The sequence below is a fragment of the Streptomyces sp. NPDC029122 genome (assembly GCF_055569445.1).
Genome location: NZ_JBVHWK010000033.1, coordinates 1 through 26,210, shown reverse-complemented (window position 1 = coordinate 26,210; position 26,210 = coordinate 1). Strand labels below are relative to the sequence as shown.

The 26,210-nt window shown below is 72.0% G+C and carries 34 protein-coding genes; 17 read left to right on the top strand and 17 right to left on the bottom strand.

Annotated elements, in window-relative coordinates:
- Positions 1–112: 112 nt before the first annotated feature.
- From ACZ4WZ_RS29335 to ACZ4WZ_RS29320, 4 genes are all read right to left on the bottom strand, one after another.
- Positions 113–307, bottom strand: a complete 195-nt coding sequence (locus tag ACZ4WZ_RS29335; RefSeq protein ID WP_467895051.1) for a hypothetical protein — start codon at positions 305–307, stop codon at positions 113–115.
- A 22-nt stretch (positions 308–329) separates the two neighbouring features.
- Positions 330–698 (bottom strand): PRC-barrel domain-containing protein, encoded by a 369-nt coding sequence (locus tag ACZ4WZ_RS29330; RefSeq protein ID WP_388938054.1) that lies wholly within the window; start codon positions 696–698, stop codon positions 330–332.
- 563 nt (positions 699–1,261) lie between these two features.
- Positions 1,262–2,239: an AraC family transcriptional regulator gene (locus tag ACZ4WZ_RS29325; RefSeq protein WP_467895048.1), complete on the bottom strand. Its 978-nt coding sequence runs from the start codon at positions 2,237–2,239 to the stop codon at positions 1,262–1,264.
- A 427-nt stretch (positions 2,240–2,666) separates the two neighbouring features.
- A complete protein-coding gene (locus tag ACZ4WZ_RS29320) occupies positions 2,667–2,789 on the bottom strand; it encodes a hypothetical protein (RefSeq protein WP_467895045.1) in 123 nt (40 codons plus the stop codon).
- Positions 2,790–2,986: 197 nt separating this feature from the next.
- Between ACZ4WZ_RS29320 and ACZ4WZ_RS29315 the strand changes: the two genes are divergently transcribed.
- From ACZ4WZ_RS29315 to ACZ4WZ_RS29265, 11 genes are all read left to right on the top strand, one after another.
- On the top strand, positions 2,987–3,298 hold the full coding sequence (locus ACZ4WZ_RS29315) for a gas vesicle protein GvpO (protein WP_467895043.1): 312 nt from the start codon (positions 2,987–2,989) through the stop codon (positions 3,296–3,298).
- An 85-nt stretch (positions 3,299–3,383) separates the two neighbouring features.
- Complete coding sequence (locus tag ACZ4WZ_RS29310; RefSeq protein WP_467895040.1) at positions 3,384–3,818, top strand: gas vesicle structural protein GvpA; 435 nt, start codon at positions 3,384–3,386, stop codon at positions 3,816–3,818.
- The gene (locus ACZ4WZ_RS29305; RefSeq protein ID WP_467895038.1) at positions 3,815–4,534 is read left to right on the top strand and encodes a GvpL/GvpF family gas vesicle protein; all 720 of its coding nucleotides are present in this window, start codon (positions 3,815–3,817) and stop codon (positions 4,532–4,534) included. Before ACZ4WZ_RS29310 ends, ACZ4WZ_RS29305 begins: the two co-directional genes overlap by 4 nt.
- Before the next feature lie 2 nt (positions 4,535–4,536).
- Positions 4,537–4,773, top strand: coding sequence for a gas vesicle protein GvpG (locus ACZ4WZ_RS29300; protein ID WP_467895035.1), 237 nt, complete (start codon positions 4,537–4,539; stop codon positions 4,771–4,773).
- Positions 4,770–5,291 carry a DNA primase gene (locus tag ACZ4WZ_RS29295; RefSeq protein WP_467895032.1) on the top strand — a complete coding sequence of 174 codons (522 nt, stop codon included), beginning with the start codon at positions 4,770–4,772 and terminating at the stop codon, positions 5,289–5,291. The genes ACZ4WZ_RS29300 and ACZ4WZ_RS29295 overlap by 4 nt, the downstream gene beginning before the upstream one ends.
- A complete protein-coding gene (locus ACZ4WZ_RS29290; protein WP_467895030.1) occupies positions 5,284–6,216 on the top strand; it encodes an SRPBCC family protein in 933 nt (310 codons plus the stop codon). The genes ACZ4WZ_RS29295 and ACZ4WZ_RS29290 overlap by 8 nt, the downstream gene beginning before the upstream one ends.
- On the top strand, positions 6,213–6,530 hold the full coding sequence (locus ACZ4WZ_RS29285) for a gas vesicle protein (protein ID WP_467895027.1): 318 nt from the start codon (positions 6,213–6,215) through the stop codon (positions 6,528–6,530). Before ACZ4WZ_RS29290 ends, ACZ4WZ_RS29285 begins: the two co-directional genes overlap by 4 nt.
- Positions 6,527–7,363: a GvpL/GvpF family gas vesicle protein gene (locus tag ACZ4WZ_RS29280; protein WP_467895024.1), complete on the top strand. Its 837-nt coding sequence runs from the start codon at positions 6,527–6,529 to the stop codon at positions 7,361–7,363. Before ACZ4WZ_RS29285 ends, ACZ4WZ_RS29280 begins: the two co-directional genes overlap by 4 nt.
- Positions 7,360–7,542 (top strand): gas vesicle protein, encoded by a 183-nt coding sequence (locus ACZ4WZ_RS29275; protein ID WP_467895021.1) that lies wholly within the window; start codon positions 7,360–7,362, stop codon positions 7,540–7,542. The genes ACZ4WZ_RS29280 and ACZ4WZ_RS29275 overlap by 4 nt, the downstream gene beginning before the upstream one ends.
- A complete protein-coding gene (locus ACZ4WZ_RS29270; RefSeq protein WP_467895018.1) occupies positions 7,539–7,811 on the top strand; it encodes a gas vesicle protein K in 273 nt (90 codons plus the stop codon). The genes ACZ4WZ_RS29275 and ACZ4WZ_RS29270 overlap by 4 nt, the downstream gene beginning before the upstream one ends.
- A gap of 273 nt (positions 7,812–8,084) precedes the next feature.
- Positions 8,085–8,471 carry a C40 family peptidase gene (locus ACZ4WZ_RS29265; protein ID WP_467895216.1) on the top strand — a complete coding sequence of 129 codons (387 nt, stop codon included), beginning with the start codon at positions 8,085–8,087 and terminating at the stop codon, positions 8,469–8,471.
- Positions 8,472–8,753: 282 nt separating this feature from the next.
- Here ACZ4WZ_RS29265 and ACZ4WZ_RS29260 read toward each other — a convergent pair whose 3' ends face one another.
- Positions 8,754–9,410, bottom strand: coding sequence for a response regulator (locus ACZ4WZ_RS29260; RefSeq protein ID WP_467895015.1), 657 nt, complete (start codon positions 9,408–9,410; stop codon positions 8,754–8,756).
- A 49-nt stretch (positions 9,411–9,459) separates the two neighbouring features.
- Positions 9,460–10,629: a sensor histidine kinase gene (locus ACZ4WZ_RS29255; RefSeq protein WP_467895012.1), complete on the bottom strand. Its 1,170-nt coding sequence runs from the start codon at positions 10,627–10,629 to the stop codon at positions 9,460–9,462.
- Between the two features lie 456 nt (positions 10,630–11,085).
- Here ACZ4WZ_RS29255 and ACZ4WZ_RS29250 point away from each other — a divergent pair, with 456 nt between their 5' ends.
- Together ACZ4WZ_RS29250 and fabV are read left to right on the top strand one after the other, a co-directional pair.
- Positions 11,086–11,580, top strand: coding sequence for a DUF4232 domain-containing protein (locus ACZ4WZ_RS29250; RefSeq protein WP_467895009.1), 495 nt, complete (start codon positions 11,086–11,088; stop codon positions 11,578–11,580).
- Positions 11,581–11,785: 205 nt separating this feature from the next.
- Positions 11,786–13,000: an enoyl-[acyl-carrier-protein] reductase FabV gene (fabV, locus tag ACZ4WZ_RS29245; RefSeq protein ID WP_467895006.1), complete on the top strand. Its 1,215-nt coding sequence runs from the start codon at positions 11,786–11,788 to the stop codon at positions 12,998–13,000.
- Positions 13,001–13,006: 6 nt separating this feature from the next.
- Here fabV and ACZ4WZ_RS29240 read toward each other — a convergent pair whose 3' ends face one another.
- From ACZ4WZ_RS29240 to ACZ4WZ_RS29230, 3 genes are all read right to left on the bottom strand, one after another.
- Positions 13,007–13,192, bottom strand: a complete 186-nt coding sequence (locus ACZ4WZ_RS29240) for a hypothetical protein (protein WP_467895003.1) — start codon at positions 13,190–13,192, stop codon at positions 13,007–13,009.
- Positions 13,193–13,275: 83 nt separating this feature from the next.
- Complete coding sequence (locus ACZ4WZ_RS29235) at positions 13,276–14,265, bottom strand: tetratricopeptide repeat protein (protein ID WP_467895000.1); 990 nt, start codon at positions 14,263–14,265, stop codon at positions 13,276–13,278.
- Between the two features lie 132 nt (positions 14,266–14,397).
- The gene (locus ACZ4WZ_RS29230; RefSeq protein WP_467894998.1) at positions 14,398–14,976 is read right to left on the bottom strand and encodes a hypothetical protein; all 579 of its coding nucleotides are present in this window, start codon (positions 14,974–14,976) and stop codon (positions 14,398–14,400) included.
- A gap of 618 nt (positions 14,977–15,594) precedes the next feature.
- Here ACZ4WZ_RS29230 and ACZ4WZ_RS29225 point away from each other — a divergent pair.
- Positions 15,595–16,320, top strand: a complete 726-nt coding sequence (locus tag ACZ4WZ_RS29225; protein ID WP_467894996.1) for a dienelactone hydrolase family protein — start codon at positions 15,595–15,597, stop codon at positions 16,318–16,320.
- A gap of 109 nt (positions 16,321–16,429) precedes the next feature.
- On the opposite strand, the gene ACZ4WZ_RS29220 is transcribed toward ACZ4WZ_RS29225, so the two are convergent.
- The 3 genes from ACZ4WZ_RS29220 to ACZ4WZ_RS29210 form a co-directional block, all read right to left on the bottom strand.
- Complete coding sequence (locus tag ACZ4WZ_RS29220) at positions 16,430–16,900, bottom strand: cupin domain-containing protein (RefSeq protein ID WP_467894994.1); 471 nt, start codon at positions 16,898–16,900, stop codon at positions 16,430–16,432.
- 82 nt (positions 16,901–16,982) lie between these two features.
- Positions 16,983–17,819 carry a helix-turn-helix domain-containing protein gene (locus ACZ4WZ_RS29215; protein WP_467894991.1) on the bottom strand — a complete coding sequence of 279 codons (837 nt, stop codon included), beginning with the start codon at positions 17,817–17,819 and terminating at the stop codon, positions 16,983–16,985.
- A gap of 89 nt (positions 17,820–17,908) precedes the next feature.
- Positions 17,909–18,529: a hypothetical protein gene (locus tag ACZ4WZ_RS29210; protein ID WP_467894988.1), complete on the bottom strand. Its 621-nt coding sequence runs from the start codon at positions 18,527–18,529 to the stop codon at positions 17,909–17,911.
- A 130-nt stretch (positions 18,530–18,659) separates the two neighbouring features.
- On the opposite strand from ACZ4WZ_RS29210, the gene ACZ4WZ_RS29205 reads away from it, so the two are divergent.
- Positions 18,660–19,229: an EF-hand domain-containing protein gene (locus tag ACZ4WZ_RS29205; protein ID WP_467894985.1), complete on the top strand. Its 570-nt coding sequence runs from the start codon at positions 18,660–18,662 to the stop codon at positions 19,227–19,229.
- 116 nt (positions 19,230–19,345) lie between these two features.
- On the opposite strand, the gene ACZ4WZ_RS29200 is transcribed toward ACZ4WZ_RS29205, so the two are convergent.
- The 3 genes from ACZ4WZ_RS29200 to ACZ4WZ_RS29190 all read right to left on the bottom strand — a co-directional run bounded on the left by ACZ4WZ_RS29200 (position 19,346) and on the right by ACZ4WZ_RS29190 (position 22,435).
- Positions 19,346–19,708, bottom strand: a complete 363-nt coding sequence (locus ACZ4WZ_RS29200; RefSeq protein ID WP_467895214.1) for a subtilase-type protease inhibitor — start codon at positions 19,706–19,708, stop codon at positions 19,346–19,348.
- Between the two features lie 342 nt (positions 19,709–20,050).
- Positions 20,051–20,881 (bottom strand): DUF4389 domain-containing protein, encoded by an 831-nt coding sequence (locus ACZ4WZ_RS29195; protein ID WP_467894982.1) that lies wholly within the window; start codon positions 20,879–20,881, stop codon positions 20,051–20,053.
- Between the two features lie 204 nt (positions 20,882–21,085).
- Entirely contained in the window at positions 21,086–22,435 is a 1,350-nt protein-coding gene (locus ACZ4WZ_RS29190) for a YhgE/Pip family protein (protein ID WP_467894979.1), read from the bottom strand.
- A 141-nt stretch (positions 22,436–22,576) separates the two neighbouring features.
- On the opposite strand from ACZ4WZ_RS29190, the gene ACZ4WZ_RS29185 reads away from it, so the two are divergent.
- Positions 22,577–23,248 carry a MerR family transcriptional regulator gene (locus tag ACZ4WZ_RS29185; RefSeq protein ID WP_467894976.1) on the top strand — a complete coding sequence of 224 codons (672 nt, stop codon included), beginning with the start codon at positions 22,577–22,579 and terminating at the stop codon, positions 23,246–23,248.
- A 194-nt stretch (positions 23,249–23,442) separates the two neighbouring features.
- Here ACZ4WZ_RS29185 and ACZ4WZ_RS29180 read toward each other — a convergent pair whose 3' ends face one another.
- Together ACZ4WZ_RS29180 and ACZ4WZ_RS29175 are read right to left on the bottom strand one after the other, a co-directional pair.
- Complete coding sequence (locus tag ACZ4WZ_RS29180) at positions 23,443–23,703, bottom strand: hypothetical protein (protein ID WP_467894973.1); 261 nt, start codon at positions 23,701–23,703, stop codon at positions 23,443–23,445.
- Positions 23,704–23,984: 281 nt separating this feature from the next.
- Positions 23,985–24,338 (bottom strand): hypothetical protein, encoded by a 354-nt coding sequence (locus tag ACZ4WZ_RS29175; protein ID WP_467894970.1) that lies wholly within the window; start codon positions 24,336–24,338, stop codon positions 23,985–23,987.
- Positions 24,339–24,692: 354 nt separating this feature from the next.
- On the opposite strand from ACZ4WZ_RS29175, the gene rox reads away from it, so the two are divergent.
- Positions 24,693–26,210 (top strand): rifampin monooxygenase (rox, locus tag ACZ4WZ_RS29170; RefSeq protein ID WP_467894967.1); only part of this gene is annotated, 1,518 nt, incomplete at its 3' end.

The window sequence follows — 26,210 nt, the reverse complement described above, 5'->3', positions numbered from 1 at the left end:
CCCAATGTCGTCGGCGTCGCCGGGACTCCAGGTAACACTTTTCCTGGAGAGCTGGGATGCCAGCCGACTCCCCCTGCCCCTCCGCTAACCCGGGGGACCGCGGTCGTACCCGTTACCGGCGGCGGTCGCGGGCGGCCGTACGGCGCTGGGCGTCGGTGTTGGGGGTGAGGGCGTCCGCCGCCTCACCGTCCTGGCTGCCCGGTACGACGGCCTCCTCGGCTTCCTTCCGGGCCTCCGGGTCCCCGCTCTCCCCCGGGGCCTTCGAGGGCGGGGTCGTCGTCCGGTGCTGCTTCTTGTGCTCGCTCATCTCTGGTGCTCCTCGCGCCGGTTCAGAGGGGACGGCCCCCGAAGGCGCCGCCGGACCGGTAGTAGGCCGCCAGTTCGTCGTGGTAGCCGCTGTCCCCGAGGTGCTTCTCCCGGTGGAACTCCGGAGCGTTCTTGATCTGCTCCTTCGTCCGGTCCACGTAGATCCTCTCCTCGTCCACGTCGATCCGCGAGACGGTGCCGGCCGGCAGGAGGACTTCCTTGCCGAAGATCCACGGACCGGTGTCGACCACGATGTACGCGGAGCCGGCCTCGTCCGAATGCTTGTCCACCTTGCCGATGGCGCCGTCGACCGCCTCGACCTTGAATCCGCTCAGGTCGACGCCCTGAAGGCGGCCGGACGTCTCGTGGTAGCCCCACACGTTCTCGGTCATGAAGAGTGGTCCTTTCCGATCGGCTGGGCATGGTTGCCTTGCGTGACACCCCGCCTGCCCCGCATGTCCGGTCTCACACGGTGCCGTCGGACGGCTGCTTCGTTTTCCGGCTGTCCGGCGCCCGTCCTTTCGCGCAGCGGCTTTCGCCGCGGGCCCCGGGTCGCTGAAGTAGGTGCATGCCATCCACACCGGCCGTACCGACCGCCGAGCCGCCCGAGGAGGGACACGGCGACCACTGTGAGCGGGTCCGGCTCCTCCTGGCCCGGGCTGGCTTCGACACGTCCGCGCGGGAGGAGGACGGCCTGCGCGTGTGGACGGCCCCCGAAGGGGTCCTGGTGGGGTGGGTCGCCCGTGAGGTGCTGCGGCCGACCGTCCAGGTGCACGGCCACGAGGAGGACCTGTCCCGGTTCACCTCCTTGGCCGGCCTGCACAAGGCGCTCCGGACGGCCCTCGGCGTGATCCTGCGGGAGGCCGGCCTGGAGGTCGCGGAACGGGGTGAGCACCTCCTCGTCTCCGGGCCCGGGACGGCGCCGGCGGACGGAGGGGGCGGGGCCCGGGGCCGCTCAGGAACCGGCGAGGGTGTGCCGGGGAGGGACTCCGTAGGCCGCGCGGTAGGCGGCGGAGAAACGCCCCTGGTGGTGGAGGCCCCACCGGTGGGCGATGGCCGTGACCGTGTCCCGCGAGGGGTCCGCCGCGACCAGGTCGGCGTGCGCCAGGGCGAGGCGTACGCGGCGCAGGTAGGCCATCGGGGTCGTGCCGAGGTGGCGCCGGAAGGCGTACTGGAGGGCCCGGACGGTGACACCGGCCGCGGCGGCCATCTCGGCCGGGCCGATCTCGGAAGCCGGCTGTGACTCGATGAAGGCGACGGCCCGGCGGACGGTCTCCGGCGTCGCGTCGCGGGTGTCCGCCAGGACGGGGTCGGGCCGGACGTCGGTGGGGAAGGCGGCCAGGACGGTCGCGGCCAGCATCCTGGCGGCGGCGTCGACCAGCAGCGGCTCGCCGCCCGCGGGCAGGCCCAGGACGCTCGCCTCGACGTAGTCGACGGTCCGCTTCCACTGTCCGGCCATGGCGTCCGAGACGGGGGTGAAGCGGGTGAAGCGCAACGGCCGGGCGCTCTCCCCCGGCGGACGGCCCGCGAGCTCCTCCAGCAGCGCGAGCGGCACCGTTACGGCACGCAGTTCGGCCGAGAACACCCGTCCGGCGTACGGGAGGTCGGGCTGGGCGATCACCATGACGTCGCCGGGCCCGGCCGGGGTGACCTCGCCCGCGCACTCCCCGGCCATGCGGCCGCCCACCACGTGCGTGACGGCCACCGCGCCGAGGGGGCCGGTGGCGTAGGCGTACTCGGTGGCCAGGGACAGGGTGCTCAGCGACACGGGCCCGGCGTGGGTGCGGGTGTACCGGAAGGCGCTGTCGCGGGCCGGGGTCTTCATGCGCAGGCTCGTCCCGTAGGCCGCCTTCAGCCAGTCCCGGGCGACGTCCACGTCGGTGGTCCGGAAGCCCCGCCCGTCCGGCGGTCCGGAGTTCGACGGCTGGTGCATGCTGGGGCTTCCTCTTCCGCGGGGGCGCGGCAGGGGTGAGCAGCGCGGCCTCAGCGTACGTCGGGAAGGGCATGGGCGGGGCGCGTTCGCGGGGCGCGGGCGGTCCGGCGGGCGGCCGTCCGGCACGGGTCCTCCCCCCGTGCGCGCCGTCCCGGCCGGCCGCGTGCGGCGCCCCGCCGGACGGGGTGCGCGGGGGCGGCGGAGAGCGGTCCGGCGCCGGGGGCGGGTGCGCCCGGAGCGGGATCCGTACGGCGTCTGTGCCTGCCGGTCGTCGACGGCCCCAGCATCCGCTCCTCGTAACGGGCGAGCCCGAGGACGGCACACATCATCAGCGGTGGTACGAGCAGTGCCAAGAACAACACGGTAGGGATCCTTTGACGAGGTCTCGTGCGGCGGGCCGTCACCGCTCCCCGCCGCCGGGACGGGCTCACCTGTGCCGGGCGAGGCTGGCCCAGAGGACGAGTACGGCGAAGGCCATCACCAGCAGGTGCAGCCAGGCGGGTCCGGTTTCCGCGGCCCAGAGCGAGGCCACCGTTGTGTTCGATGTCATACGGACGCGGGTGCCCCCGAACGGGGAGGCGACACCCCCGCCGCCGGGTCCGGGCATCGCGGGGCGCGGTGTTGCGCTCCGCGGGTTTGGCTCCAACGGATCGGCGCAGGCGGGCTTCTGACGCCCCTGTGCCAGGAGCGGGCGGTGCCGGGCCGTTTGGCGACGGCTCGGACGGACATACGCGCCAGGAGGAATTCATGGCCAACGCACCCGACGGAGAAGAGAAGAAGGCGGGCCGGGGGGCACGACCCCTGAGGGCCGCTTCGGTGATCAGGGCCGCGATCGAGCAGCTGTCGGAGCTGTTGTCGCAGCCCGCCGAAGGGGTCAGCCGCTGCGAACGCGGCGAGGACGGCGTCTGGCACCTCGCGGTCGAGGTCCTCGAACTGGCCCGCGTTCCGGACACGATGAGCCTGCTGGCCTCGTACGAGGTCGAGGTCGACGCCGACGGCGAACTCGTCGGGTACCGGCGTACCAGCCGGTACGAGAGGGGCCGCGCGGATCGCCGCTGAGCCGGCGGACCCCGCGCCCCCTCGCCGTCCCGTCGCTGTCCCCGTCCCGTCCCCGTCCCCAAGTGACGAAAGGGAAACGGAAGTTATGACTGTCGTTCCTGCCCAGCCCGCTCCGGCCGCCTCGGGCGGCGGCTCCAGCGGCTTGTACGACGTACTCGAACTGGTTCTGGACCGCGGCCTGGTGATCGACGCGTTCGTACGCGTCTCCCTGGTCGGCATCGAGATCCTCAAGATCGACGTCCGTGTGGTGGTGGCGAGCGTGGACACCTATCTGCGCTTCGCGGAGGCGTGCAACCGCCTCGACCTGGAGGCCGGGCCGCGCAAGAGCCCGGGCCTGCCCGACCTCGTGGGGGAGATCACGGAGTCCGGGGCCCGCGGCAAGACGAAGGGGGCGCTGAGCGGGGCCGCTCAGACGATCTCGGACGCGTTCCACCAGGCCCGCGAGGACGCCTCGGAGGAGAAGACCGAAAGCCGGCCGCGCAGCCGGCGCACCGCCGCCCGCCGGGAGGAGAAGGAATGAGTACGTACGTCTACGGCATCGCCCGGGCCGGTCAGGACCTGCCCGACACCCTGGAGGGCGTGGGAGAGCCGCCACTGCCCGTGCGCACCGTGCGCGGCGGGAAGCTGGTCGCCCTGGTCAGTGACGCGCCGGCCGAGCTGAGGGCCAAGCGGCGCGATCTGCTCGCCCACCAGCGGGTGGTGATCCAGGCGGGCGGCAGCGGTCCGGTGCTGCCCCTGCGCTTCGGCGGGGTCTCCCCCGACGACGACACCGTCACCTCCGTGCTGGAGCGGCGTCAGGAACGCTACCTGGAGCGGCTGGCGGAGCTGGAGGGCAAGGACGAGTTCAACGTGAAGGCCTCGCACGAGGAGGAGGCCGTGCTCTTCGACGTGGTCGGCGCGGACCCGGAGCTGCGTGCCCTGCACCAGGCCAACCGGCAGGCGGGCGGGGGCACGCACGAACAGAAGCTGGCCTTCGGGGAGCGCGTCGCCCGGGCCGTGTCCGCGCAGGAGCGGGCGGACGCCGCCCTGGTCGAGCAGACGCTGCGGCCGTACGCGGCCGCCCTGCGGCACGGCCCGGAGGGGACGGGGTGGCTGGCGAACCTGTCGTTCCTGGTGGCCCGCGAGCGGCGGGAGCAGTTCCTGGGGGCGGTGCGCCACCTGCACGAGGAGCACGAGCGGCTGCGCGTCCAGGTGACGGGGCCGCTGCCGTCCTACAGCTTCGCGGACGCGGACTGACCATGGGTCTGCTCACGGAGGTACTGCTGCTGCCGGCCGCCCCCCTCCGCGGGACGGTCTGGGTGCTGCGGCAGGTGGTCGAGGAAGCCGAGCGCCAGTACTACGACCCGGCCGTGGTCCACCGGGAGCTGGCCCGGCTGGTGGACGCGTTCGAATCGGGCGAAGTGGACGAGGCCGAGTTCGACCGCCGGGAGGACGAGCTCCTGGCACGACTGGAAGGCGGGGCGCGGACGCGATGAACGACCGTGTGACGATGGGCCTGGCCGTGGGCGCCGGCTACCTGCTCGGACGGACCAGGAAGGCCAGGCTCGCCTTCACCGTGGGAACCCTGGTCATGGGCAGGAAACTGAAACCGGACGCGGAGGTCCTCGCCTCCTTCCTGGCGAGCCGCCTCAAGGAGCACCCGCGGTTCAGGGAGTTGGGCGAGCAGCTGCGCGAGGACCTGCGCGGGGTCGGGTCCGCGGCGGCGGGCTTGCTGGTGGACCGGCAGCTTGAGGCCGTCGCCGACCGGCTGCACGACCGGACCCGGGACGTGCGGGAGCGGCTGGCCGGCATGGGCGCCGCCCCGGCCGGTGACGACGGCGGGGACGGGCCGGAGGAGGCCCGTCCCGCGCGCCGGACGGCCGCCCCGAAGAAGGCGTCCCGGTCGTCGTCCGCCCGGAAGGCGGGCGGCGGGTCGGCGTCCGGGGGCGCGTCCGGCCGACGGCGGCCGGCGAAGGGGGCGGCCGGCGGCGGTGAGGGGAGCGACGATGACTGAGCCGCCGTCCGGCCTCCTCGGCCGGCTCGGGGAGGGCCCCGCCGCCGACCGGGTCAGGCGGGAGCTGGAGGCGTACCTGATGACCCGCGCCGAGCGGCTCCTGGCCGGCGCCGGCAGGGGCCTCGGACGCTCGGCGGCGCACCTGGACGACATCGCGTCGGGCAAGGGCCCGGGGCTGAAGTCCCTCGTCCCGCGCCTCCGCCCCGGGCGCCGGGGCGGAGGCGGTGGCGGGCCCGCCGTGGTCCTGGAGTCGGTCGACGTCGGCGTGGACGTCCAGGACGCCTACGACCAGTGGACCCGCTACCGCGGCATCCGGGAGTCCCCCGGTGGTGGTCGCACCGAGGCCTTCCGGTCCCGGACGGCCCGCGTCACCGAGCGGATCCCCGGCGAACGCATCGCGTGGACCTCGCAAGGCCCCCGCGGCACGACGCGCGGGGTGGTCACCTTCCACGCCCTCGCCGACGGGCTCACCCGGGTCCTGCTGGCCGTCGAACACCACCCCCGGGGCGTGTTCGAGAGAACGGCCCGCCTGTGCGGGGCCCCGGGCCGACGGGTCCGGGGGGACCTCAAGGGCTACGCCCGGTTCCTCGCCTTCGAGGAAGGGGAGCCGGACGGCCTACGCGGCAGGACCGAGGAGGGCGGGGCCGTCATGCCCCGCGAGGAGGAGGAGGAGGAGGACGCGGTGGGCCCGGGCGAGGACGCAGCGGACCGCGAGGACGGGGCGTACGCCGCTCCGGAGGAACCGTCCGACGGCGACTACGCCTTCGAGGACGGCGAGTTCGAGGACGACGAGGAGTACGAGGAGTACGAGGAGGAGTACGAGCCGGATGACGAGGACGAGGCCCACGACGAGGAGGCCGAGCCCGCGGAAGCCGAGCCCGAGCCGGCGGGCGCGGGCCGCCGCGAGGGGGCCCGCCGGTCATGACGACGCCCTCCGGCCTGCCGCGTACGTACGACAGCGCACCCAGCGCCAATCTGGCCGACATCCTCGAACGAGTCCTCGACAAGGGGGTGGTCATCGCCGGCGACATCCGCATCAACCTCCTGGACATCGAACTGCTCACCATCAAGCTGCGTCTCGTCGTGGCCTCGGTAGAACGGGCCAAGGAGATGGGGATCGACTGGTGGGAGCAGGATCCCGCCCTCTCGTCGGCGGCACGCCGGCGCGAGCTCGGACGGGAGAACGAGGAGCTGCGCCGGCGGGTGGCGGAGCTGGAAGAGCGTCAGGAGCGGGCATGAGCGAGCCGGAACTCCTCTACGTGTACACCGTTGTCGGGTCGGGGCCGGGACCCCGAGACTCCCTCGCCTCCTGCGGCGCGGACGGCTCCGGTCTCAGGGTGGTCGACGACGGCGTGCTGGCCGCGGTGGTCGCCCCGGTCGACCCCGCCGAGTTCGGCGAGACCCCGCTCCGGCGGCGGCTGGAGGACCTGGACTGGCTGTCGGCGCTGGCCCGGCGGCACCACCGGGTGGTCGCCGACGTCGGCCGCTCCCTCACCACGGTGCCGCTGAGGCTGGCCACCGTGTGCCGTGGCGAGGAAGGGGTGCGCAGGCTCCTGGCCGAGGGGCGGGAACGGCTCTCGTGCGCCCTGGAACGGCTGGCGGATACCGAGGAGTGGGGCGTGAAACTGTACGCGGCGGACTCCGCCGCGGCGACGACGGCCGGGTCCTCCCGCTCCCCCGCCGAGGGCGATCCCGGTACCCCAGCGGATCCGTCCGCCGCCGGGCCGGGAACGGGGCGGGGCTATCTCCAGCGGCGCCTCGTCGACCGCCGGCGCCGCGAGGAACGCGCGGGCCTGGCCGCCGGAACAGCCGAACAGGTGCACCGGCGGCTGGCCGGGAGGGCGAGCGAATCGGTTCTGCACCCTCCGCAGCAGGCCGGGCTCTCCGGGGTGCGGGACGCCAATGTCCTGAACGCCGCGTACCTCGTCCCCCGAGAGGCCCGCCAGGCCTTCCTCGACGCCGTCCCCGGCCCTTCGGACCTCCCGTCCGGGATCCGCGGCGAGGTCACGGGACCCTGGGTCCCCTACTCCTTCACCCAGACGGCCGCCGAACGGCACGGGCGGGAGCGGTGACCGGCGAGGAGGTCGCGCTCGTGGACCTCCTCGACCGGCTGCTGGCCGGAGGGGTGGTCCTGGCCGGCGACATCACCTTGGGCATCGCCGGCATCGATCTCGTCCGCATCGACCTCAAAGCCCTCATCAGCTCGGTGAACGACGCCGTGCCCTCCCCCTGGAAGCAGGTGAGCCCGTGAGCACGCCCCGACGAGTGGAGCTCGACCCCGATACCGTCGAACGCGAACTGGGCCGCCTCGTGCTGACCGTGGTCGAGCTCCTTCGGCAGCTCATGGAGCGCCAGGCGCTGCGGCGCGTCGAGGCCGGCGATCTGACCGAGGACCAGGAAGAACGGCTCGGGCAGACCCTCATGCTCCTCGAAGACCGCATGGATCTCCTGCGGACGCGCTTCGGACTGGCTCCCGAGGACCTCAACATCGACCTCGGCCCTCTGGGCAAACTCCTGTGAGACGAACGGGGGAATGGTAGGACAATGTCTATGCATATCATCGCGGAGTCTTTTGCTTAACCGAGACATTTCACGTCGTGTCCGGCCCTTCGGGGGCGGACGCGTCGTGCAAAATGGGCGGTCGTCGGGAGCCAATACGCAGTCACCGAGAACAGTCGCCGTCACGGCCCTGTCCTGTATCTGAATGCGGAGGTATCACGATTGCCGAAAACAAAAAATTGCTGGAAGAGCCATCGCTCCCCCATTTTTCTCCTCGCGATCTCCGTGGCCGCGATGTTCGCGCCCGCCAGCCCGGCTCAGGCCGCATCCCGCTACGGCATAAAGGCCGTCAAAATCGCAGCTTCCAAAGAAGGCTCCCCCTACGTGTACGGCGCCACCGGCCCGAGAGAATTCGACTGTTCGGGCCTCACCCTCTACGCGTTCCGGAAGGCCGGCCGACGCCTTCCCCGCACCGCCGAAGCCCAGTACGAAAACACGCTCCACATCCCGCGCACCCAGCGCGCCCCCGGCGACCTCGTCTTCTTCCCCTATGGGGGAACCATCGGCCACGTCGGCATCTACGCGGGCCACAACAAGATCTGGCACGCCCCCAAGCCCGGCACCCGCGTCCGGCTCGAACGGATCTGGACCGGCAAGGTCCGCTACGCCCGGGCCAATTGAACGCGGCACCCGGCCCGTACCGCCGCCTGCGCCCGAGACCGACTCGAAGAGCGCACTTTCGGCCGATAAAAAGAACAAGGCAGGCAAGAATACCCGGCTCCACGGAAAGCCGTTCACCTCCCGGGGTGAATCACCCGTCCGCGCCTGCCGACCAATGATCACCGGTCACCTGTTTCCGCGGTGAGATATTCAACGGCGGATCACTGCGTGGCGTTCTCCTTCCCGACGACTGCCTTCTCCGGTGTACCCCGGAGAAGGGGAGAATGCGCACCGGAAACCGCGTCATGCCGTGACGAGGCCCGCCTCGTAGGCGAAGACGACGGCCTGGGCGCGGCTGGTGAGGGCCAGTTTGTTCATGCACCGGTGGACGTGCGTCTTGATGGTCGCCGGACTGAGTACGAGGTGTCCGGCGATGTCGGTGTTGGACAGGCCCCTGCCGACCAGGGTCAGGATCTCGATCTCTCGCGGGGTCAGGGCATCGAGTCCGGGGCGCGGGCGGCCGCCGCGTCCCGGACCGGCCCCGCAGGCCTTCATGAGTTCGGTGAGGGCGGCGGGACTCAACAGCACGTCTCCGGCGTGGACGGTGTGGATGGCCGCCAGGAGCCGCTGCGGCGGGGTGTTCTTGAGGAGGTACCCGCTGGCTCCGGCGCGGAGCGCGTCGTAGACGTACACGTCCAGGTCGAAGGTGGTGAGCATGATGACCCGGGGGTTCGGCGCGGGCGTCTGCCCGACGAGGGCGCGGGTCGCCGCGATGCCTCCCATGCCGGGCATGCGGATGTCCATGAGGACCACGTCCGGACGGAGTTCGGCGGACAGCCTCACGGCCTCCTCGCCGCTTTCGGCCTCGCCGACGACCTCGATGTCCGGGGCCGCCCGGAGCAGCGCGGCGAGCCCGGAGCGGACGAGGATCTGGTCGTCCGTCACGAGAACCTTCGGCATGATGGACGCACTCCCCCGGACGACGGCTCTCCCCGCGGCCGACCGGTCGTCAGGTCTCCGGTACGGGCATGACGAGATCGACTTCGAATCCCCCTTGTGAGCGGGCCCCGGCCGTGACGGTGCCCCCGTAGATTGTCGCCCGTTCCCGCATGCCCAGCAAGCCGTGGCCTGGGCCGTCCCGCCCCTCGGTCCGGGGCCGGGCGGGCCCGTCGTCGGTGATGCGGACGCGGATGGAGCCGCGGCCGCGCGAGAGGGACACGGTGGCCGTGGCGGTGGGGGCGTGCTTGAGCACGTTGGTCAGCGCTTCCTGGACGACGCGGTAGACGCACATGTCCAGGCCGGCGGGCAGCGGTTCGGCGAGTCCTCCGGTGATCCGGACGGGAACGCCCGCCGCCCGGACCCGGTCGGCGAGTTCCTCCAGACGTGCCAGGCCCGGGGGCGTACCGTCCGCGTCGGGGAGGGTGCCGGCTCTGCCGTACGCCGTGTGCTGGACGCCGTGCCTCAGGACGGCCAGCATCCGGCGCATCTCCTCACCGGCGTCACGGGCGCTGCCGGAGATGACGCCGACGGCCTGGTGCGCGGTCGCGGGGTCCGTGGTGAAGACGTAGTCGGCCAGTCCCGCCTGGATCGAGATGACGGAGACGTGGTGGGCGATGACGTCGTGGAGTTCACGGGCGATCCGCATGCACTCGTCGGAGACGGCCCTGCGCGTCCGCTCCTCCTGCTCGCGGCGCAGCTGCTCCGTCAGGGCGGCCAGACGGCGGCCCCGTTCGGCGAAGCGCCGCGATACGTCACCGGTCACCCAGGTGACGGCGGCCGTGGCCGTGACGAACGCGACGCTCAGCATGCCGATGCCGGGCTCGGCCAGCCTGGTTCCCCACAGCAGGACCAGCCACGTCGTGACGGTGCAGGGGACGGACACGGTGCGCGGACGGTGCGCGGCGACGGTGTAGTTGGCCAGGGCCAGACCGCACACCGCGACCGGGTGGTAGTAGGCCAGGGTGAAGTAGGCCAGTACGACCGCGGCGGTGGTGCCCAGGATCAGCAGGGGTGCGCGGCGGCGCACGGCGAGCGGCAGGTACACGGCCGCGACCAGGGCGTAGGCCAGGGCGTCGGGGGTGCGCCAATAGCGGTTCGGGTCGGGCCAGTTGTGGAGCATCGATGCCGATATCGCCAGTGATCCGAACGCGTAGACCGCGTCGGCCACCTGTGGGAGCACCGCGCGTACGGTTCCCCACCGCCCTCCCCGAAATGCCATGGCGAGAGCCTAGACGGCCCGGTCCGGACACTCGTACAACCAGGGTGGTACATCGTCTACCCCATGGGTGGCAACGGATGATCACCCCCTGGTGGGCCGCGCCCGGGGGCCGTCGCCCGCCAAGCTTTCGGAAAGGTCGTCGAAGGCGCGTGAAGGCACTATCGGGGGTTCGCCATGGGAGCTGTTCGCAGCAGATCGAAGCGTTGCGTCATCGGAGTCGCGGCGGTCGCCGCGCTCCTGTCGTCCACGGCCTGTGAGGCGGCCGGCGGCACCGGCCCGGGGAAGGGCGCCGCCACTCCGTCCGGTTCCCCGAGCGCGTCCGGTTCCCCCGCCCCGGGCGGGACTTCCGGCTCGCCGAGTGCGGCCGGATCCCCGTCCGCCACGCCCGGCACGCCCACCGGTCCGCAGGGCTCGCCGGTGCCCGGCAAGTCCGGCGGGCCGGGAACCGGGAGCGACTCGGGGGACGGGAAGAGCACGGCCGCGCCCTGCACCGACGCGAACGTCTCGATCACCGGGACGTTCGAGCGGCAGGACAGCGAGCAGAACCTGTTCCTGACGGCGGTCAACACGGGCGGCAAGCCGTGCACGCTGTACTTCTATCCGATCGTGCGCTTCGGTTCCGCCGACGAGGTCCCGCCTCCGCCGATGGAGTCCCCGGCTCGCGCGCTCGCCACGATCAAGCCGGGCGAGAAGGCGTACGCGGGGGTACGCCTCTTCCGGGCCGGCGCGCAGACCAGCACCGTGACGTCGCTGACCGTCGCGTTCCACAGCCGTACCGCCAATGACGAGGTGGGCAAGCCGGCCGGTATCGCGCTCACCCACGGCTTCCTGAACATCGACTCCAAGCCCATGGTCACGTTCTGGAACCTCGACGCCGCCGCGGTCAAGAACTTCACGTTCAGGGCCCGCTGACGGCCGGCCGCCCGGCACGCGCCCCGCGGGACGGGGGTTCACGGGGCGCGTGTCAGGGTCGCCTGGTGGGAACACTCCAAGATCGACTCGTGTTCGTTGTCCCCTGTCACGGCTCCGGCCCGTAGGGGTGCTGCCGCAGACTTGCGGGCAGCGGCGGCCGGTTGACCGCCGCGTCCCCCTCCCGGCCGACCCGAGGACTGCCTTCGTGAACGAGCGCGTTCTGACCCCCCGCAACCGCGGATTCCTCTTCCTCGACTCCCACCCGGCGGGCTGCCGCCAGGTGGTGACCGACATGTGGGGGGCGTGCCCCGCTCCCGCCGACGTGCCGCGGGGCCCCGGGCCGGTGGCGCTCGTCATCGGTTCCTCCGCCGGGTACGGCCTCGCCGCCACCCTCGCCGGGCTCAAGCGCGCCGGCATCCGCGGGATCGCGGTCTCCTTCGAGAAGGCACCCACCGAGCGGCGTACCGCCACGGCCGGCTGGTACCGCACCGCCGCCACCGCCGACCTCGCCCGCACCGCCGGGCGGGACCTGGTCTTCCTCAACGGCGACGCGTTCTCCGACACGATGAAGGACCAGGTCGCCGATCTCATCGAGCAGCGCTTCGGCGGCAGCCTGGACTACCTGGTGTACTCGGTGGCCGCGCCCCGCCGCACCGACCCCGACACCGGCACCGCCTACGCCTCCGTCCTCAGGCCGATCGGCCGGCCGAACCGCACCAAGACCCTGGTCTTCGACGACCAGGGCGCTCCCGAGGTCCGCGAGATCGAGACCGGTCCGGCCGGGGGCGACGACGTCGAGCAGACCGTGGCCGTGATGGGCGGCGCGGACTGGGAACGCTGGATCGACCACCTCGCGGGCCGGGGCCTGCTCGCCGAAGGCTTCGCCACCGCCGCGCTGTCGTACATCGGTTCGCCGCTGACGGCGGCGATCTACCGGCAGGGCACCATCGGCGCGGCCAAGGCCCACCTGGAGGCCACCGCCCGCGCCCTGGACGAGCGCCTCGGCAAGACGGTGGGCGGCCGGGCCGTGACCTCCGTCAACGGCGCCGCCGTCACGCAGTCCTCGACCGCCATCCCCGGCATCGCCCTGTACACCGGCCTGCTGCGCGGCGTCCTCGGGGAGGGCCTGGTGCCGCCGGTCCGTCAGCTCGCCGCCCTGTGGGACCAGCTCACCGGCGCGGCCCCGAGCGTCCAGGACGCGGAAGGCCGGATCCGGCTGGACACCTGGGAACTCGCCGACGACGTCCAGGCGGCCGTCGCCGAACGCTGGGAGGCCGCCACGACCGGCACCATCGCGGGCCTCGCCGACCTCGACTGGTTCCGTGCCGAGGTCCAGCGCCTGTACGGGTTCTCCGTCCCGGGCGTCGACTACACCGCGCCGGTGGCCACGGACGTCCCGTGGCCCGCTCCCGCACCCTGACCGGGGTCAGTCACCGCCTCCGCCCCCGCCGCCGCCCCCTCCGCAGGACGAGCCGCACGAGGATCCGCCGCCGCAGGAGTCCCCGCCGCCGTCGCCCCACCGGGTCTTGCGCCGCCGCGGGCGATTGCGCCCCCACAGCACCTGGAAGGACACCACGAGGATCACCACCGCCATGGTCAGGACCACTTCCATACCGTTCCCTCATTCGTCCGCGTTCCGCTGGTGCGGGCACGATGCCCTGACCAGGGGCGCACCCAATCCTGGATTGAGCAAACTCAGAGGTTTGGCCGGCCGATGCGGTGGGCCTCGGCAACGAGTCCTCGAGGCAGATCCGGCCCCGCACACGCGTAGTCGATCAGCAGGTGCCGGTACGTCGTGTCCGCGAGCTCCGGCGCCAGGGCGATCAGGGCCCTCAGATCATCGGACGAGCCGGCGAGGCGCGTGCGGTAGGCGGCCCGGGCCGCGCGCAGGGTGACTTCGTGCGGTCCGTATTCCAAGCCCTGTTCGACGAGGCTCACGGCTGCGGCGAAGTCGCCCTGCTCGGCACGCACGTCCGCCAGGTCCAGGTAGAGGGACCAGTTGGCGGAGTCAAGGAGCAGGGCGTCTTCGAAGGCCGCAGCGGCCTGATCCAGCTCGCCCCTCACGCGCCAGGTGGCCGCTCGCGCGACCGCGGTCCACATGACCCGGTCGACGGCATCGGCGCGGTCGCACAGGGCGAGAGCCAGTTCGTACCGGCCGCAGGCCCGGGGCAGCCGGGCCATGGCGGCCAGCGACTCCGGCACGGGATTCCGTTCGGACACCACGTCGAGGGCGTGGAACCAGGGCTCGAACCGCTCCCGCATCTCGTCGGAGTCCAGGTCGGGGCCGTAGTCCAGCACCCGCAGACACGCCTCGGCCAGCGCCGGAGCACCCACCGCGCCAAGGAAGCGCGCATCACCGAACCAGGGTGCGGCGCCCCATGCCACGTCGGGCCGCACACCCGTCACCGAACCGAGGGCCATCGCCGCGTCGTCCATGTCCCCTTCAAGGAACAAGAAGTACGCCTGCGCCAGCACGGCACTCAAGGAGCCGTCCCCTTCGAGACCCTCCTTCAGTTCCGAGCGTCGGTCCCGCCACAACTCGGCGAGCGCCGAATAGGGCTCCGGAGCCGCCGGTGCCGAGGCTATGGCCCCCGCCAAAAGCTCCACCGCACCGACCGGGCTTCCGCCGCAGTGCGCCATCACACCGGCGAGACCGACGCCCGCCGCCACTGACTGATTCGACATCGCCAGAGAATACCCCTGGCCAAAGGTCTGTGCGTCCTTCGGCATGGGCTCCGGCGCCGCTGTCGGTGCCCGCCGGTGACGGCAACGCCGCAGAGTGGCCCACGATCACGCACCGCGCGCCTGCGACTGCACTCAGGCTTCGATACGAAGCCACGTGTCGCCGGCGCGAAGCCACAGAAGACCGTCGCGTCCCTGACCGCAGCGCATGACCACACGTCCGGGCACTCGGATCCCGCGCCGTCCGGTGACGGTCCAGGTATCACCATCCAACTCGGCCCGCACCACCTCGGTCGACCGCTGGTTGTGCACGCGCCTGGTCAGGACCGCTCGACGGCCGCGCACGGCGAACCCGTCCGGGTCACGTACGGGGCTGGGCCAACTGGTCACCTCACCCGTCGACGGGGTGATCCGCGTCAAGAACGTGCCTCCTCGCTGACTGCCGGAATACCAGACGAGCCAGACCAGGTCCCCCTCGGTGGCAGCGGTGCATCCCTCCAGGGGCACGTCAGGAAGGCGGCCTCCCGGAGCCCAGACCGCCTGACCGCCGGCACTCCAGCCGGCGAGACCGGCCGCGGACTCCGGATGCCCTCCGTAGATGCCTTCGTCCCCGTAAGCCGTCCAGATCGATCCCCCGCGATCGGTCACCAGAGCACGGATGTCGTCGCCGATGCAGATGGAGGCCTCCTGGTCACCACTTTCCAGGGAGAACACCACAGCGTTCGGGCCCCACTCCCCCGACCCCTCCTTGCCCGCTCGACCGCCTGCCACCAGGAGTCGGGACCCCGGGAGAAGAGCGATGTGGCTCGGCCTGACCGGGATCTCCTTGATCGGCCGACGTTGAAGCGACCCGTCAGCCTGCCGCATCACGAGCACCGCACCGAAGGGGACCCGCGGACCCCATCCCACCCAGCCCTTCACATAGCGGCTTCGGCTTAGACACTGGCGATGGACGAACAGAACGGCCAGCTCTCCCGTCGGGCCGACGGTCCACCACAGAGGGCGTCGCCCCGCCCACCTTTCCGCCACAGACGGCTTCCAGCCCCTCTGCACCTCGACCGTCCCCACCGCGTCCCCCTGTTTTTTCGGCCACGGCACCCGAACGCGGGCGCTGACGCGAGGAGTGTATTGCGGTCACCGCGGAGGCCGGCTGTGCGAACTGGACGCTGTGGACGACCGTCTGAGAGGCGGCTGGGGCGCGACCACTCCGTTCACCTTGCACGGGGACTTCCCGGCCGAGGCTCGGACTTCCGGAATACGCCAGAGACCTGGCTTCTGCCAGCGGCAGAACACCGGCCCGACCGGGCTCTACGCTCACTACAGTCCAAGCTCATGACGACAGTTACCACGCGCACGATCGCATACGCGGCCGACGGCCTGACGATGATCGGGCACCTCGCGCTCCCGGCCGGTGTCGACCGCCGGCCCGCGGTCCTGGTCGGACCCGAGGGGGTGGGGCTCAGCGACGTCGAGCGCCGCCGGGCCGATGCGCTCGCCGAGCTGGGATACGTGGCGCTGGCCTTCGACCTCCACGGCGGGCGCTATCTGGGCGACCCTGAGGAGATGTTGGCCCGGTGCACGCCGCTGCTCGCCGACCCCGACCGGATGCGAGGCATCGGCCACGCGGCACTCGACGTGCTCCGCGCCGAGCCGCGGACCGACCCGGACCGGATCGCCGCCGTCGGCTACGGCACCGGGGGCGCAATCGCGCTGGAACTCGGGCGCGACGGCGTCGACCTGCGCGCGATCGCGACAGTCAACGGACTGACCACGGGCCGACCGGGCGAGACGGCGCGCATTCACTGCCCGGTGTGGGCCGGGGTCGGGTCGGAAGACCCGATCATGTCGCCCGCGCAACGGGACGCGTTCACAGCCGAGATGCAGGCTGCGGGCGTCGACTGGCGCCTCGCGGTCTACGGCGGCGCCTTGCACGCCTTCCATCACCCACCGGTCGACCACATCGTGCTTCCCGGGGTCGGTTATCACCCTCAGCACGCGCGGCGAGCTTGGCGGGACGTCGTCGACCTGCTCGCCGAGTGCCTGCCCCCAACGGAGTGATCTGGGCGGACCGGGGTTCGTTCACCGGCTCGGTTACACGCGCTGGGTCAGCAGGCCGGCGTCGATGACCTCAGCGATGAGGTGGCGCCTAGGCACGCGAGGCGTGTCGTCACCGGGCTTCCCCCGGGCCGGGCGTGTCGACGCGTTCCGTCGGGCTGGTGTCGGTCCGAGGACGGTGGTCGGTACCGAGGCTCGCGGTGATGGCCAGGATGGACGCCGGCCCCTCCATGTCGACCACGTGCCATACCCCGGCCGGGTTGACGGTGGCCTCGCCCGGCCCGAGCAGAACGCGTTCGGGCACCCCGTCCACGTCGCGGGTGACCGTCACGGACCCGCTGAGGCAAACGACCAGTTCGTCGCCCGCGGGGTGGCTTTCCCAGTGGTCGCCGAGCCCGTCGCCGTCGAAGATCATCACCATCCTGCCCTCGGCGCCATCTGCCGCGACCGCGGCGCTGTAGGCCTGGAGCACCTCCGGGTCCCAGGCGAAGCCCTCGACGGGTTTGGCTCTCGATCCCAGTCCGAGGTGCACGGGGGTGGTCCGCAGGTCCATGGCGTTGCGTTGGTGGTTGACGAGTCTCATACCGACGATCGTCCACGGCAGCGATCGGGCGGTCTTGAAGAAAAGGGAAGAGAAGTCGACGCGACGGGCGGACGGCTGGCGACTACCCGGCTCCGAGGAGGACTTCGCCGCGACGCCAGGCCGTCGGCGACCGGCCCGTGAACTCGCGCCAGTCCCGTACGAGATGGGCCTGGTCGGCGTAGCCGGAGACGGCTGCCACATCGGCCCACGGGAGCGGGTCGCGCGCCGCCGCCAGTTCGTGCGCGTGCTCGAAGCGCAAGACTCGGGCGAAGGTCTTCGGCGACAGGCCCACCTCACCGCGAAACCGCTCGGTGAGGTACCGACGGCTCCAGCCGAGTTCCGCGGCGACCGCGCCCACCTGGACGCAGCCCCGCGCGGCGACGAGGCGGCGCCACGCCTCGCCCACCTCGGGGCGCACCCGGCACGCACGGTCGCCGCCGGCGCCACGGCCGACAGCCCGGAGGAGCAATGCGTCCAGCGCGGCGAACCGCGCCGCCCATGTCGTCGCCGCTCGCAGCCGGTCGGTCAGCTCGACGCCAAGCGCTCCGAGAAGCTCGTCGAGCGGGACCAGTCGGTGGGCGAGCTCGGCGGCGGGCATGCCGTAGATGGCCCGGGCCCCGCGCGGTGTCAGCGATACCTGCGCACCATGCTGGCGCCCGTCGTGGTGGATCGCGACGGACCGGCACATCAGACCGCCGGCCACGCTGCTGAATCGGGTGACCGGTGACCCGTCGTCAACGCCCGCCGCCACCTCCAAAGGATCTGACAGGCTGATCACCGCAGTGAGCGCGCGGCTCGGCGGGCCGCAGTGCACCCCCGCCGGAAGCCCGCGGAGGTCGAAACCGACATACGAGTCGACGTACCGCCGCAAGGCGGGCGCCGGACGTGCACGGATCCCGGTGGCCGTGTGGTCCTCCATTTTCGTCAGTGTACGAGCCGCCCAGCCCAGCGGGATCCACTGGCAGCAGCCTTCAATGAGTGGCTGCCACCAGCACTTTCGCGGAGACCCTAGGGCAGGCCCACCAGCCCCCAGCCTCGGAGCGCGGCTTCCGTGGTCACGGTGCCCCATTCGCACAGAAGCGCGGTGAAGTCCTCGAAGGTGTCGGGGCGCCCTGCCCAGCCCTCGCATTCGGCGGCGAACGGTTCGCGCAACTCCTCGAGGCGGGATTCCACCTGTGTCCAGGCGCGGGCCTTCCCCGGCAGGGCCTCGGGCGGGCACACGAGAAGGAGCGACGGATGCCGGCGGTCGGTGGCCGGCGGGAAGAGTCCTCCGCCGCCCGTCAGCACGGGGTCGTCGGCCGGGTCCGCGTCCCAGATGAGCCCGTCGAGGAAGGTGTCCGTCGCCTCTCGCAGAAACGCGTCGACGAAGGGCCGGATGTCGGCCCACGCGTCCCCCGCACGGGCGTGGTGGCGATAGGCGCCGGTGGTGGCGAAGAAGTCGTACTCGGCGCACCATGCGGACTCGCCGTCCGGGAGCCATGTCCAGCCGCCGTGCGGCCGGCTGACGTAGTACTCGTGGTCGAGCTCCGGTGGCCAAACGGCATCATGCAGTGCTTCAACGCGCTTCTCGACCGGCACGCCGCTCAAATGCTTCCAGTCCGCCATGAACAGCATGAGATCCAGACCCATGGCGGCAGCATAAGCATGCCCGGTGCGGGAATCCGAGGCGTGCTCTTACGGGCACCTGATCGTTGGCTTGGGGGCGGGGCACACGTGGGTGCCCCTGCTCTTCCGTACAGGTAGGCAGCGAGGAGAAGTGATGGGCAGTCAGGACTTTCTGACGGCGAAGATCGAGCAGGGTTTCGACCAGCTCGATGCGAACGGCGACGGGGTGCTCACCGAGGACGACCACAGGGAGATGGGCCGCCGGGTGGCTGCCTCCCTCGGCCATGCGGAGGGCTCCCCCGCGGAGGAACGGATCGTCGCCGCCTATCTGGAGATCTGGCGGGAGGTGCACCTGCCGTTCGTCCCGGTCGGCGGCGTGGGGATCACCAAGAACCAGTTCGTCGCCTCGACCCGGGCGCTGGGAGAGAACCCGGAGGCGGCGGAGGCCGCCCTGGGCGGGATCGCCGAAACCTACCTGGACATCGCCGACATCGATCGCGACGGCCGGATCAGCCCCGAGGAGTTCTTCGCGTTCCAGCGGGGGCACTTCCCCGGCTTCACCCAGGAACACGCGGCCGAGGCGTTCGCCCACCTCGATGCTGACGGCGACGGAGCGCTGTCGGCGACGGAGTTCACCGGCGCGGTCATCGAGTTCTGGACCAGTCCCCGCACCGACGCTGCCGGGAACTGGTGGATGGGGCGCCCGGACTTCCCACGGTCCTGAGCCGTCAGGCCCTGCAGGGGCCCGGGACCGACCCGGGCAGAACCCCTGCAGGTACCACGCGGCCGGTCACCCGGATGCTGCCCGGGTGACCGTGACCGGAAGCCCGCAGCGGGGCATCAGAAGGCGAAGACGGCATTGCCGTTGAGGGTCGCGTTCATGGTGCAGGCGTTGGAGAAGGTGTGCTTCCAGGTGACGCGGCTGCCCTGCCAGACGCCCTCCGCGGTGACGGTGACCGGCGCGTAGTGCATCGGGCAGGCGCGGTCGGCGTCGGGGGCGGCGAGCAGGCGGTCGAAGGTGCCGCCGGTGGAGTTGAGGGCGGTGCACGCGGCCTTGGGGTCGGGGTGGGTGCCCTGGGCCGACGGCATACAGCTGAGGGTGGCGGCGCGCAGGACGGTGCCGGCGTTGGCGTCGTCGCCCTGGGTGACGGAGAAGACCAGCGCGGACGGCGCGTACAGGCTGGTGGGCTTGGCCTCCGCCATACCGGTGGCACCCGCCAGGCAGAGGAGGGCGGCGGAGGAGACGGCTGCGAAGCGGTAGCGCACGACAAGACTCACTTTCGATCCGAAGGTTGAGCGCGACAATTACTTTCGTTGTCGGGCTCCGTTGTGGTCGAGTCTGTCGGTTGTGAAGGTGACATGCATATCGATGGCCGATTTACGGACAGCACGTTCGAATAGCGGATAACGAATGGGCGTTCGGGCAGCTCAAGCGGTGTGCGCCGCTCCGTGTCCGGTCGGAAACGGGGGGTGAGGAGCGGCGGCCGCGGTGGAACGCGGGGCGCTGACCTGCTGCCGAGCGGCCCGCGTTCACCTGAAGGCCACTCAGCTTGTCCGGATCGGTGCGGTTTTCCCGCCCTCGAACCTCGTCGGGGCCGGGGGGTCGGTCCAGTCGCCGTCCGTGGCCTGGAGCGTCGGGGAGGCGCACGCGGCGAGGATGCCCAGCACGAGGATCAGTACGACCAGCACCTTCGCCGGCGTACCGAGGACCAGCGGGCGGGTGCCCGAGGCGATGGCCCCGGCGGGACGGGCGGCGGCGGTCGGCCCGTCGCCGAACAGGCGCTTGGGGTAGGCGGAGGTCAGCATCATCGCGTACGCCTGGTAGCGCATCCGGTACCGCGCGACCGCCGCGACGGCGCCGAAGACGGGGGTGGGCATCCGCCCGAGCACGAGGGTGATCAGCCAGAACACCCAGCCGGCGGCGGCCCAGCCGTACTGCAGGAGGCTGGTCACGATCATCGCCGGGATCATCAGGACGAGGCGGAACAGCACGGCCAGCCGGTTCAGTTCGCCGGGGCGCAGTTCGATCCTGACCGGATGGCCGGGCGCGTCGAAGGAGAACGGCGGGTACCGGTCCACCAGCAGCATCGCGCTGGCGGTGACACGGGTCTCGTACGCCAGGAAGGAACCGAGGAAGCGGGCGATTCCGTCGGGCAGGCGGCCCTGGACCAGCGCGGCGAACCATCCGGCGATCGTCACGAAGAAGGCGGCGATGCCGAGGAGGGCCGTGACGATCAGCTGCGGCAGCAGCAACAGCAGCCGGAGCAGTACCGTCCAGCGCCGCTGCCGGGACGGCGGCGGGATGTCGAGTTCCGGCAGGTGCTCGCCCCCGGGGTGGCCGGCGTCCGGCGGGCGGGGGGTCCAGCCTGTGGTCATGGGGCGCTCCTGCCGTCGGTCGGGGCGCGCGGGCCGGGCCCGCCGGGGGCCCGGCCGGGGTCGGCCGGATACGGAAAGGCGGGTTCCGCGCTGTGCCCTGTCAGGGGTACCGCGCGGAACCCGCCTTTCCAAGGATCCCGGCTGTGGCCTGCCGCCCGTTGCCCTGAAGGGACCCGCGACGGGCGGGCCGGGCCGTGGCCCCTCTCAGGCCGTGGCGGACGGCGTGGGCTCGGCGGCCGCGGGCGGCTCCGGGGTCTCCTCGGGGGAGGCCGTAGCGGTGTCGGGCCGGGGGATGCGGTGCAGGCCCCGGCGGTCGTAGACCCGGGTCACGGCGAAGCCGAAGGCCAGCGCGGCGACGAGGGCGATGCCCATCGCGGTCCACGCGCGGGTCAGGCCCGCGTCGGCCTGGGCCCCGTAGTACAGCAGGGAGCGCAGGCCCTCGGTGATCTGGCGCAGCGGCTCGAACTCGGCGAGGGCGCGGAAGAACCCGGGCAGCGCCTGGACGGGCACCGTGGCGCCCGAGGAGGGGACGGCCATCGCGATGAAGACGATGGTGGCCAGCAGCATGCCGGGGGTGCCGAACGCGGCGAACAGGGCGAGGCTGCCGATGCCGACGACGGCGATGGTGGCGACCGAGTAGAGCCACAGCAGGCCGAGGTGGGAGGCGTCCATGTCCAGGATGGTGACGGTGGCGACCTCGACCAGGGTGCCCATGACCAGCGACATGCCGAGCATGAGCGCAATGGCGACGGCCAGGGTGCGCACGCGGCTCGTGTGCTGGACGGGTTCGCGCTTGCGGACCGGGCCGTAGTCGGTGTGCAGGTAGCCGAGGGCCGTGTCGACCTGGGAGTTGACGAGGTTGGCGCCGAGCATGCCGCAGACGACCAGGACCAGGGCGTAGTAGAAGGCGCTCAGGCCCATGGCGCTGCGCGAGCCCAGGGGGTGGCCGTCGGCGACGGTCACCGTCACCGGGTCGGTCAACTTGAGCTGGGCGGCCGTCGGCAGCGGGGCCTTCTGGGCCGCGGCCTGCTTGAGGAGTTCCTGGCCGAGCTGCGCGGAGGCCGCGTGGGCGGCCTTCTGGGCGGCCTGCGAGGACATGGAGGAACCTATGCTGCCGGCGGCCTGGTTGGTCAGCACCGTCAGCGTCGGCGGCGCGGCCTTGCCCTGGGCCGGAGGCTGGGGGGCGGCGAGCGCGGTCATCGTGGCGGAGAAGTCCCGCGGGATGACGAGGGCGCCGAACACCTTGCCGCTGCCCAGCCGCCTGTCGGCCTCCTCACGGCTGACGAGCTGCCAGTCGATGCTCTTGTCACCCTTGGCGGCCTTCTCGACGCCCTCGACGACCTGCTGGCCGAGGTTGACGCGGCGGCCGCCCGCGTCGGCGCCGTCGTCGGCGTTGACCAGGGCAACGGGCAGGTCGCGCAGGTTCCCTCTCGGGTCGACGTTGCCGCCCACGTAGAGCAGGGCGAACAACATCGAGACCACTGCGGCGATGAGTCCCGTACCGATCCACAGCTGGGGTCGGCGGAGCACGGAGGGTGGCGTGGGGTGAGGCATCGATTCTCCGGTGCGGCTGCGATTCCTGAGCTGGATACTTACGGTATCCAGCTACTGGATACTGGCAGTATCTTGTTGTGGTGTCCAATCGCCGATGACGTGTACCGACCGCACGGGACCGCAGATCAGGAGGGAAGCCGTATGAAGATCTCGGAGCTCAGCCGGCTCACCGGCGTGCCGGTCGCCAGCATCAAGTACTTCCGGCGGCAGGGCCTTCTCCCGGCGGGGCGGGCGACCGCCGCGACCCTGGCGGAGTACGGGGAGGAGCACGCGGAGCGGCTGCGGCTGATCAAGGCCCTGACCACGCTCGGCGGCCTGTCCATCGCCGCCACCCGTGACGTGCTCGGAGCCGTCGACCAGGCCCACAGCACCGAGGGCGCGCTCGGCGCGATCAGCTACGCGCTCCCGGTGCCGGTGGCCTCCCAGGGCCCCGAGGGCGGCGCGGAGGAGACCGAGGCCGAGGAGGCCGCCGGAGCGGAGGTGTCGGAGCTGCTCGCGGCCCTGGACTGGCGGGCGCCGGCCACCTCGCCCCACGTGCAGGGGCTGACGGCTGCGCTCAAGGAGCTGCGCCGGCTCGACGCCCAGTACGCTCCGGGCGAGCTGGCCGCGTACGCCCGGCTCGCCGAGTCGGTGGCCCGGCTGGACCTGGAGCGCGCCTCCTGCCTCGACGATCCGGTGGCCCTGGCGGAGCGGGCCGTCATCGTCTTCGCGATCTGCGCCCCCGTCTTCGAGCTGCTGCGCCGCCTCGCCCAGGAGGACCAGGTCCGGCGCCGCGTCCCGGACGACGGCGCCGGCTGGGCGGGGCCCCGCTAGGCCGTCTCTTCCGGATCTTGCCTCACCCGCGCCGCCCGGTACCGCACCTCGCCGCGTTGTCGCGGCACCCGAGGACGTCCAGTAATCGGGAGCCGCTCCGCCTTGCGATGCACGGCACCGGACGACGCGGGCTTAACCGGCAAGATCCGAAAGAGACGACCTAGGCCAGCGCGGACCCCGATGCCGATGGCGGGCTACTCGGTCGTGGTTTTTCCGGCCAGGGCCTTGGTGACGGTCGCCGTGCTGAGCCTGGTGACCCGCACCAGCTCGTCACGGTCGACACCGCGGCGGTTCGCCGCCCGCATGGCCGCGTTCCGCAGGGCCACGTCGGGGCGGAAGCGGTGCCTGGCGAACCTGTGCTGCACGGCTCCGGCGAACCGGGTCAGCAGCCGGCCCTGCCAGGCGGTGATGAGCTGCTTGCTCGGGGTGGAGAGGGGTGTTGCCGGTGTTCCCAACGGGCGTCCCTTCGGTCGACGTCTGCCCTGTCGACGGTGACGGCAGCACCGCCCCGAGGCCAGAGCACGAACGAGCCACCTTCGGTGGGGCGGGAGGAGCCCAGGGGGGAACGGCTCGGCCCAAGGGGCGCACGGCACCGCCGTTCGCCACGCGGAGCGTGGCTCAACGGCGGCGCAGAGGCGGGCACCCGGCCCGGGGGTGGGCACGGGCGACCACGAGGGCGGCGGTGCCGCCGGGCCCCGTGGGGCGGGCGGCGGCACCTGGCGGCGTGCCGCCGGGGTCAGATGGTGACGCAGATGCCGTCCTCGATGCTGCGGCCGTCCCGCTCCAGGCCGCCGCAGACGAGCTTCGCTTCCGCCTGCTCGTAACCCACCGTCCAGCGGTGGGAGGCGGCGTTCACCCTCGGGCCGTGGAAGTTGCCCCAGTAGGAGCGGAGCGTGCCCGGCAGGCCGTCCCTGGTCTGGACGGTGATGTCCTGTACGAAGCGGTTGTGGTGGGCGGTCATCACGCAGATGTACTTCCCGCACTGGCTGTCGACGCCGCTGGGGCGGGCGTCGGCGGGGGCACCGGCGGTGAGCGCCAGGGTGAAGCCGGTTGCCAGGGTGGCGGCGAGGTACCGCAGGCGGTTGTTCATGAAAAGGGCCGTCTCTCTATCGCTACTCGGGGAAACGCCGTCAGGCGGCGGTGACAGCCGTGTCCGAAGGGGGCACGTACGTGATCACGATCCGGTTGTAACGACCCGCGGCCCGCCCGGGACAGGGCTCGGGGCGGTAACTCACCCCCGTGGGCTAGTGCGTTCACCTGGTGAAACGCCACTGCACCGGCGGGGCGGGACGGCCGGCGAAAAACAAAGGGCAAGGAGTACGCGCTCCTTGCCACTCTCAACATATAGCGCACCGGGGGGCTTGCGGCAAGGCCCCGGGCCTCCCGCAGAATGGGCGGCCGAATCCAGAACCTGCGAAAAAGTCTCGTTGAATGGGTGTTTTTCATGATTGACGTGATCGTGGCGGGCTGCGGTCCGACCGGCTTGATGCTGGCGCGCGAACTGCGGCTGCACGGGGTCCGCGTACTCGTACTGGAGAAGGAGACCGAGCAGGCCAGGCAGTCCCGTGCGCGCGGCCTCCACGCGCGCAGCATCGAGGTGATGGACCAGCGCGGTCTGCTCGAGCCGTTCCTCGCACACGGCGAGCGGTTCACCGTGGGCGGCTTCTTCGCCGGGATCGGCACCTCGTGGCCGGACGGACTCGACACCACGCATTCCTACGTGCTTTCCATCCCGCAGGCGGTCACGGAGCGCCTGCTGACCGAGTACGCCACCGAACTCGGCGTCGAGATCCGGCGCGGCTGCGAACTCGTCGGGCTGAGCCAGGACGGGGAGGGGGTGACCGTCGGGCTGGCGGACGGCACGCGACTGCGCTCGCGGTACCTCGTCGGCTGCGACGGCGGCCGCAGCACGGTGCGCAAGCTGCTCGGGATCGGTTTCCCCGGCGAACCGAGCCGGGTCGAGACCCTGCTGGCCGACGTGGAGCTGACCGCGTCCCCGGAGACGCTGGCGGCGGTGGTCGCCGAGGTCCGCAGGACCGAGACGCGGTTCGGTGCCATTCCGGAGGGGGACGGGGTGTACCGGATCGTCGTCCCCGCCGAGGGAGTGGCCGAGGACCGTACCGTCCCGCCGACCCTCGATGAACTCCGGCGGCAGCTGAAGGCGTACGCCGGAACCGACTTCGGCGTGCATTCGCCCCGCTGGATCTCCCGCTTCGGCGACGCGACCCGGCTGGCCGAGCGCTACCGGTCCGGCCGGGTGCTGCTGGCCGGTGACGCGGCGCACATCCACCCGCCGACCGGCGGGCAGGGCCTCAACCTGGGCCTCCAGGACGCGTTCAACCTCGGCTGGAAGCTCGCCGCCGAGGTGGCCGGCTGGGCGCCGGAGGGACTGCTGGACACCTATCACGCCGAACGGCACCCGGTGGCGGCCGACGTACTGGACAACACGCGCGCCCAGATGCAGCTGATGTCGAACGAGCCGGGCCCGCGTTCGGTGCGCGGGCTGCTGGCGGAACTGACGCGGTTCGAGGACGTGAACCGGTACCTGATCGAGAAGATCACGGCGATCGGCGTCCGCTACGACTTCGGCGAGGGCCACGACCTGCTCGGCAGGCGGCTGCGGGACGTGCGGCTGGGGCGGGGCCGTCTCTACGAGCTGATGCACGGCGGCCGCGGTCTGCTGCTCGACCAGACCGGCCGGCTCTCGGCGGAGGGCTGGACGGACCGGGTCGACCACGTCGTCGACGTCAGCGGAGAACTGGACGTGCCCGCGGTGCTGCTGCGTCCGGACGGCCATGTCGCGTGGGCCGGCGAAGACCAGCAGGAGCTGCTCGGCGCGCTGCCGAAGTGGTTCGGGGGGGGGGGGGGGGGGGGGGGGGGGGGGGGAGGGGGGGGGAGGGGGGGGGGGGAGGGGGGGAGGTGGGGGGGGGGGGGGGGGGGGGGGGGGGGGGGGGTGGGGTGT